We start from the raw sequence: 6,435 nt of genomic DNA, 5'->3' as shown, positions 1-6,435 counted from the left end.
CTTCCAAGCCCGTCGAAATGGAAACCCGACGCGTCAGCGAGACCCACGCGCCATGCCCAACGCCGGCCCCGTCCGGGGCGGCCCGATCCTTTTCGCCAACAGTCTCGGGGCTTCCGCCCCGAGCTAAGCACGCCGGCCCCATCCGGGGCGAGGATCGTCTCCGAATGCTCCGCCGGTTCATGTCCCGTCATCGCCGCCACCGCCCAGATTTTGAAATTTACAATTTACAATTTCACTTTTTCAATCCGCCCCATCTCATCGCTCGGAACCTATCGCCGCACCGCGGAGCCAATATGCCGCTCGGAACTCGCAGGCCATCTTGACCAAACCGACAATATCTCCTCGGACGGTCAGCAAAACACCGGCGAGTTGCGCTCAAAACTTCGATCGTGTGCCGGCAGACTGGGTCAGTTACAATCAGGTCTGCTTGGCCCCGTCACGCACCTCCGCGTGCGTCCCACCTGCGGGGCCGTTTCATGATGAAAGAATAGGTTTTCAATGACGGTCTCATTGATGTCTTCCCCAAAAGTGCGTTCTGTCTGGATACACCAAACCGTCCGGTTCCTCGCGTGTTTGCTTGCCGTTGCGATATCTTGCGCTGGTGCGTATGCCGATGGTTTGAACCCGCGGGAGTCGTTCTTTGAAGAAAAGGTTCGACCGCTGCTGATTGAGCACTGCTACGAATGTCACGGGGATGCGCTGCAGGAATCCGATCTGCGACTGGATTCGCTGGGGACGATTCTGCAGGGCGGGATCAGCGGTCCAGCAGCGGTTGCCAAGAACGTCAATGAGAGCCTGATCATCGATGCGGTGCTTGGTCGACGCGGGATGGAGATGATGCCGCCGGACGGCCCGCTGGACGAAGATCAAATTGTGATTCTGCGGCGTTGGATCAACATGGGTTTGCCGTGGCCCGCAAGTAATCAGGACACGGCAGAGTCCGATGCCACGGAGATGACTCCGGCACTCGGTAACCAAGAAGCGATCGGTCAGGTCGCCGAGTCACACTGGGCATTCCAACCGCTGCAAAAGCCTAAGGTTCCCACGACTTCGAAACCGGCTGAGCAGAACGCGGCGAATCAAAAACAATCGGCCCATCCAATCGACTCATTCATTGCCGCCTCGCTTGACCGCAATGGATTGACGCCAGGAAAGCCCGCGTCTCGCGAGGTGATCGTCCGCAGGTTGCACTTCGACCTGGTGGGGCTGCCCCCGACGTACTCTCAGGTGCAAGCCTTTGTAAATGACAAACGCGACACGGAAGTGGTGGTCGCGGAATGGATCGAAACGGTGCTGGCCGACCAGCATCACGGCGAACGATGGGCACGCTACTGGTTGGACCTGGCACGCTACGGTGACACTCGCGATTGGCAGGCCCAAGCCGAACTTCGTTACCCGTACGCCTACACCTATCGCGACTACGTGATCCAGTCGCTGAACAATGACAAACCCTACGATCAATTTGTTCGCGAACAGATCGCAGCGGACTTCTACACCGAAGACGCCGATTCACCATCGCTGGCGGCACTGGGTTTCTTGACCGTTGGCCCACGTTTTCGAAACAACCGCCTGGAACAAATCGCGGACAAAATTGACGTGGTCGGTCGTGGGTTGATGGGAATCACGGTCAGTTGTGCACGCTGCCACGATCATAAATACGATCCGATCCCGACGGAGGACTACTACTCGCTTTATGGCGTGTTCGCGAGTTGTGCTCTTCCGGAGACACTGCCGCGCATCGACACGGACGTATCATTCTCCGATGAATTGAAAGCGGATTTCCAAGCTCAACTGACCGCCAAGCAGAACGAGCTCGCCGAGTACAAGGAAGACTTGCGAAAACAAGCGATCGCGGATTTGAAAAAGCAGTTGCCGACGTACCTGGACGGCTTCTATCTGCTGTCGATCGCTCGCGGAAAAGAGATCCGTGGTGTGATTGGCCAATTGAAGATCAAAGAGACCGCGATGACGCCGCTGAACGCACGCTTGGCGGCGGACTTGAAGAATCGTTCCGATGTTTCGCATCCTATCCTGGGCCCATGGAACCAAGCATTGGGCGCAAACACGAAACAGTTCAACAAGCAATTGCCTCGATGGATGAAATCCTGGCGGACGAACAAGGACCTGAATCCGCTCATCCGCGATAGCTTGGTGGAATCGAATCCCAAGACGCAGCGTGAATTGATTGCCGCTTATGCAGGCGTGATGGACGGCGTGCTGAAGGCTTGGGACGCGAAGTCGAAGTCGGCGGACGTCAAGAACGACAACCAATCGAGCAAGCTGGCTGATGCAAACCAAGAAGCGATCCGACAGATCCTGATGGCTGACGGAGGTTGGTTTGACCTCGACGTCGAAGCTGTCGCGCGAGCATCACGTTTGCTAGGCAAAGGACGCAAGGCTCTCGGTGATCGTGAAAAGGCCATCGCCGCGGTCGAGTCCACTCACCCGGCCGCGCCGCCACGAGCGATGGCATTGGTCGATCTGAAGAAGCCCGTCAACCCGTTCGTGCTGCTGCGTGGCGAAGCGAACCGTCGTGGCGATCGGGTGCCGCGTCAATTCTTGTCGTTGTTGTCCAACGTCAGCGACGGCCCCTTCACCGATGGCAGCGGACGCCGCGAACTTGCCGAAGCGATCACGTCAGCGGAAAACCCATTGACCGCTCGTGTGCTGGTCAACCGCGTTTGGGCTCGTTACTTCGGCCGTGGCTTGGTCGATTCGTTGGATGACTTCGGATTGCGAAGTTCACCTCCATCGCACCCAGAATTGCTCGACTGGTTGGCCAGCGAATTCATTGAGCAAGGTTGGTCGATGAAATGGTTGCATCGCACGATCACAACCAGTCACACCTACCAGCAATCTTCTGAACTACGAGAGGATGCGTTCGCGGTCGATCCGGAGAACCGTTGGTTGTGGCGACAGAATCGTCGACGACTCGATTTCGAAGCGATGCGGGATTCGATCGTCTCAGTCGCAGGCACGATCGATCTCACGGTCGGTGGACGCTCGGTCAAGTTGAGTGAAACGCCGTACACGACCCGGCGCAGTTTGTACGCTTACGTGGACCGCTTGGAACTCGATCCGATTTTGCGGACGTTCGATTTCGCGTCGCCCACCGCATCCGCAGCCTCGCGGGCGGAAACCACCATCCCGCAGCAGGCTTTGTTCTTCATGAATCACCCGTTTGTAGCCGTGCAAGCACGTGAACTGGCCGATCGTGTTGCCGACGAAGCCGAAGGCAACGAGGCCGACGCGGCAACGATCACGGCGCTCTACCGACGAGTGTTTTCGCGTGATCCGTCAGCGGATGAAATCACAATGGCAAAACGGTTCCTGGTCGCCGCTGCGGACACCAACGGGCAGGCTCTCGGTGGAGTATGGCAGTACGGTTGGGGGAACATCGCCAGCGCACCCAAGAAAGCCGGCGACGCAGAGGACGACTTTCAGCCACTTCCGTATTGGTCCGGCAAAGCCTACCAGGCATCGGAAGCATTCCCTGACCCGAAGCTGAAGTTCCTTCGTTTGTCGGCCACCGCGGCACATTGCGGCGTCAATCCAGCGCACAGCATCATTCGCCGCTGGGTCGCTCCGGCCGATGGTGCGGTGCGGATCGCCAGCAAGCTGACGCATGCTCGCCCCAATGGGGACGGCATCACCGTGTCGATTCGAAGCGGTGAGTTCCGCACGACAGACCAAGTCGCTCGGGGAACGATCAAACCGGCGGTGCCCCGGTTACAAGTGAAGGCGGGCGACGTGATTGATTTTGTCGCCAGTCCAGGAGCCAATTCCAACTCGGATTCTCACACCTGGACAATCACGATTGCGGGCATTGCCGGTGAACTCAATGGCGATCGCTGGCAGTCCCAAAAGGACTTCGCGCCGCCCGCACCGCAACCGCTTGGTCGTGTCGACCAATTGGCCCAGGCTCTGATGTTGACCAATGAATTCCTTTACCTCGATTGAGTGTCACCCGTGATGTTTGAAAACAATTTCACCGACCGCCGAACGATGCTCCGTCGCAGCGGGATGGGCATGGGAATGCTGGCACTGGCCGGCGTGCTGCAAGATGGCGGTATGCTGGGCGATGGCATCGGCTCTTCCGGCGGACTGTTCGCTGCCGAGGCGGCGTCCCCGGAAGCAAACGCCAACAGCTTGGCAGTCCGACCGACGCACTTTCCTGGCAAAGCCAAGCGAGTGATCCACTTGTTCGCCAATGGTGGCCCCAGCCAGATCGATACGTTCGATCCCAAGCCGATGCTGGCCAAGATGCATGGCAAGACGCTGGACGACAAACTGAAAAACAACCGGCGTTTGGGCGGTGTCGCGCACCAGTCCAAGTTCAAGTTTCAAAAGCACGGCCAATCGGGAATTGAAATCAGCGAGCTGTTTCCCGAGCTGTCCCAGCACGCGGACAAGCTGTGTGTGATTCGTTCGATGGTCACCGATGTCCCCAATCACGAGCCCGGTTTGATGATGATGAACTGTGGCGACATCGTCCGGCCGCGGCCCAGCGTCGGCGCGTGGACCTTGTATGGCATGGGCACCGAAAATCAAAGCTTGCCCGGCTACGTCGTCATGTGCCCATCCGGTTTGCCAACCGCTGCGACGGCGAACTGGCGAAACGCGTTCTTGCCGGGCATCTTTCAAGGCACGCACGTCGACACGCAGTACACCAACCCAGAGGAATTGGTCGCCAACATCGACAACGACTACTTGGTGCCGTCCCAGCAGAAACGGCAGATGGATTTGATTCAAAACCTGAACCGAATGCACCTGGCCGATCGCAGTGACGATGCCCAGTTGTCAGGCCGCATCGAGTCACTCGAGCTTGCTTTCCGGATGCAGGGGGAAGCACGCGATGCGTTTGACATCTCCACCGAGACCAAAGAAACACAGGAGATGTACGGCGACTCGCTGCAAGGGCGTCAGATGCTGATCGCACGGCGATTGAGCGAACGCGGCGTGCGTTATGTCCAGGTCTATCACGGCGCAGGCCAACCCTGGGATTCACACGCATCGATCGAACGCAATCACCCTCGACTGGCCCGTGAATGCGATGGTCCCATCGCAGCACTCCTGAAAGACTTGGAACAGCGAGGTTTACTGGACGAAACGTTGGTGATTTGGGGTGGCGAGATGGGACGCACGCCAACGGTTCAATTGCCCGTCTCAGCGAACCCGGGACGCGACCACCATGACGACGGGTTCACCGTCTGGATGGCCGGTGGCGGTGTGAAGGCCGGTACAACGTACGGCACCACCGACGAAGTGGGACTGAGCGTTGCCGAGAACCCCGTGCACGTCCACGACTTGCATGCCACGATCTTGCACCTGCTAGGCTTTGACCACACGCGGCTCACCTATCGATACGCAGGCCGCGACTTCCGGCTGACCGACGTCCACGGTCACGTCGTCCACGACATCATCAGCTAGGCAGCCTGTTCAGTGAGTCAGCTGGAACACGATCGCGTCCAGTTCGTCTCCGGTAACCATGAGCGAACGCCAATCGGCTGATCTCGCAAATTGCGAAACCCATTCAATCAACAGTCCGCTAAGATCGCGGCCGAAGTTCATAGCGGAGGTCGCCAAGACTTTCGATTTCACAGCCACCAACGAAACGCTTAACGAGTTCAGCTACCCTCAAACTGAACTGGAACAGTCCACGCGTGAGGCACGAACTTCACTCATCGCCACTGACCAACACAAATCGACCTTGTGCTTCCGCCAAGACTGAAACTTCAAAAGGGGATGAAATTCAACGAAGCAAAGCATGAGATCAATGACGCCCCAATGCGCTCGATCTTAGCGAGAAGATTTTTCAATGGAGGCCAGTCGATTGACCGACATGTGACGCACTTCTACCGGCTACATTCCGCTAGCAAACGCGTACGTTGCCGCCCTGGCGTTAAGATCAAGGATAGCCGGGACTGTCATCCCGATTGCGATTTCGATCATTGGCACCGTGTGATGATCGACCAGCAGATCTGCATTGCGAATCGCTAATCTGCCAAGCTCGGCATATCCATGGCATTGCTCAAACCAAGACCGACGAGACCCGATAGCAATGACATCCGTGGTGTCTACCCGCTCGTCAAGGTTCGTCGCTAAAGTTGATCAGCATTGGCATCGATCTCGAGGCCGTCAATTTCACCTGGCGTCAAGTGTGGCGAAGCATCAATTGCTTCGGCACCCATCAAGCTGGCAACCCGTTGCAGTGTCGACAAGATTTGCAATTGCTCCCAAGATTGCAATTCGGATAACGCCGAACGAAACCGATCCTGCAGCAACGATGGAGAGTGATTTAGCAGCGACTCACCATCTTGGGTAATGCTGATCAAAACACTGCGTCGGTCCTTGTCACTCCGTGAGCGTCCGACCAAGCCACGTCGTTCCAATCGCTGCACAATCCCCGTGACTGTCGCGTGACTGAGGTGGACT

Annotated in this window: 3 protein-coding genes; 2 read left to right on the top strand and 1 reads right to left on the bottom strand. The window is 57.5% G+C overall.

Going from position 1 to position 6,435, the window contains the following annotated elements; translation table 11 throughout:
• Positions 1-498 precede the first annotated feature (498 nt).
• Both RE6C_RS03580 and RE6C_RS03575 read left to right on the top strand, forming a co-directional pair.
• On the top strand, positions 499-3,960 hold the full coding sequence (locus RE6C_RS03580) for a PSD1 and planctomycete cytochrome C domain-containing protein (RefSeq protein WP_008653954.1): 3,462 nt from the start codon (positions 499-501) through the stop codon (positions 3,958-3,960).
• A gap of 12 nt (positions 3,961-3,972) precedes the next feature.
• Entirely contained in the window at positions 3,973-5,430 is a 1,458-nt protein-coding gene (locus RE6C_RS03575) for a DUF1501 domain-containing protein (protein ID WP_039961106.1), read from the top strand.
• 671 nt (positions 5,431-6,101) lie between these two features.
• On the opposite strand, the gene RE6C_RS03570 is transcribed toward RE6C_RS03575, so the two are convergent.
• Positions 6,102-6,435, bottom strand: a 334-nt coding sequence (locus tag RE6C_RS03570) for a MarR family winged helix-turn-helix transcriptional regulator (protein WP_039961105.1), incomplete at its 5' end; no start/stop codon positions are given.

This window comes from Rhodopirellula europaea 6C, assembly GCF_000338295.1.
GTDB classification, from domain to species: domain Bacteria; phylum Planctomycetota; class Planctomycetia; order Pirellulales; family Pirellulaceae; genus Rhodopirellula; species Rhodopirellula europaea.
The sequence above is the reverse complement of the archived record's forward strand: the minus strand, read 5'-3'. Positions and strand labels throughout refer to the sequence as shown.